We start from the raw sequence: 1,654 nt of genomic DNA on the forward strand, positions 1-1,654 counted from the left end.
TAAATTTTGCACCGCAGACTGATCAAGGGTATAGATCCAGTTGCCATCGACCAGTTCACCGCAGACTGATCAAGGGTATAGATCCAGTTGCCATCGACCAGTTCTAGCGAACCATAAGTCCCTGTCTCTGAGGTATTGGCGAAAGTGGGTGCATCGTCACCGTCGACATCATTGATCGCAATGGTGCCCGTGGCAGTCACGGGCGCATCACCTTCATTACCTTCGGTGACGGAACCCACAAACTCRCCGGTGACTTCAGGGGCATCATCCGTCCCGGTAATGGTGATGACAATATCTTGCTGGGTGCCATCAGAGGCAGTCAGAGTGATGGTATCGGTAACCTGATCGCCGGCATCTAAATTCTGCACCGCAGACTGATCGAGCGTATAAGTCCAATCACCATCGACCAGCTCGAGCGAACCATAAGTACCAGTTTCAGTGGTATCGGCAAAGGTTGGATTATCGCCATCGTCGACATCACTGATCGCAATGCTGCCGGTGGCAGTCACGGCAGCATCACCTACATCACCCTCGGTGACGGACCCCACAAACTCACCACTGACTTCTGGCGCATCCTCGCTACCAGTAATAGTGACAACAATATCTTGCTGGGTGCCATCAGAGGCGGTGAGAGTAATGGTATCGGTCACTTCATCACCGGCATCTAAATTCTGCACGCTGGCTTGATCAAGGGTGTAGGTCCAGTTCTCACCGACCAGTTCCAGCGAACCATAAGTCCCCGTTTCTGTGGTATTGGCAAAGGTGGGTGCATCGTCTCCGTCGACATCAGTGATTGCAATCGTACCCGTGGCAGTGACAGGAGCATCTCCTTCATTACCTTCGGTCACGGAACCAACAAACTTACCACTGACTTCAGGAGCATCCTCGCTACCAGTAATAGTGATGACAATAGCTTGCTCGGTGCCATCAGAGGCAGTCAGGGTGACGGTATCGGTGATCTGATCGCCGGCATCTAAATTCTGCACCGCAGACTGATCGAGCGTATACGTCCAATCACCATCGACCAGCTCGAGTGAACCATAAGTGCCAGACGTTGTGGTATTGGCAAAGGTCGGGTTATCGTCGCCGTCGACATCATTGATCGCGATGGTGCCACTTGCAGTGACCGCAGCATCGCCCACATTACCCTCGGTGACCGAACCCACAAACTCACCGGTGACTTCAGGGTCGTCATCCGTCCCGGTAATGGTGATGACAATATCTTGTTGCGTGTTATCGCTTGCAGTTAGGGTAATGGTATCGGTGACCTGATCGCCGGCATCTAAATYCTGCACCGCAGACTGATCAAGGGTATAGGTCCAGTTGCCATCGACCAGTTCTAGCGAACCATAAGTCCCTGTCTCTGAGGTATTGGCGAAAGTGGGTGCATCGTCACCGTCGACATCATTGATCGCAATGGTGCCCGTGGCAGTCACGGGCGCATCACCCTCATTACCTTCGGTGACGGAACCCACAAACTCACCACTGACTACAGGGTCGTCATCTGTCCCGGTAATGGTGATGACAATATCTTGCTGKGTGCCATCAGAGGCAGTCAGAGTGATGGTATCGGTGACCTGATCGCCGGCATCTAAATTTTGCACCGCAGACTGATCAAGGGTATAGATCCAGTTGCCATCGACCAGTTCTAGCG

Annotated in this window: 1 protein-coding gene; it reads right to left on the reverse strand. The window is 52.8% G+C overall.

Translation table 11 applies throughout. From position 1 onward, the window contains the following. Positions 1-1,654: VCBS domain-containing protein (locus BZJ17_RS16935; RefSeq protein WP_198534225.1), on the reverse strand; the 1,654-nt coding region annotated here is incomplete at both ends.

Source organism: Salinivibrio sp. IB574, from assembly GCF_001996205.1.
Taxonomy (GTDB): Bacteria; Pseudomonadota; Gammaproteobacteria; order Enterobacterales; family Vibrionaceae; genus Salinivibrio; species Salinivibrio proteolyticus.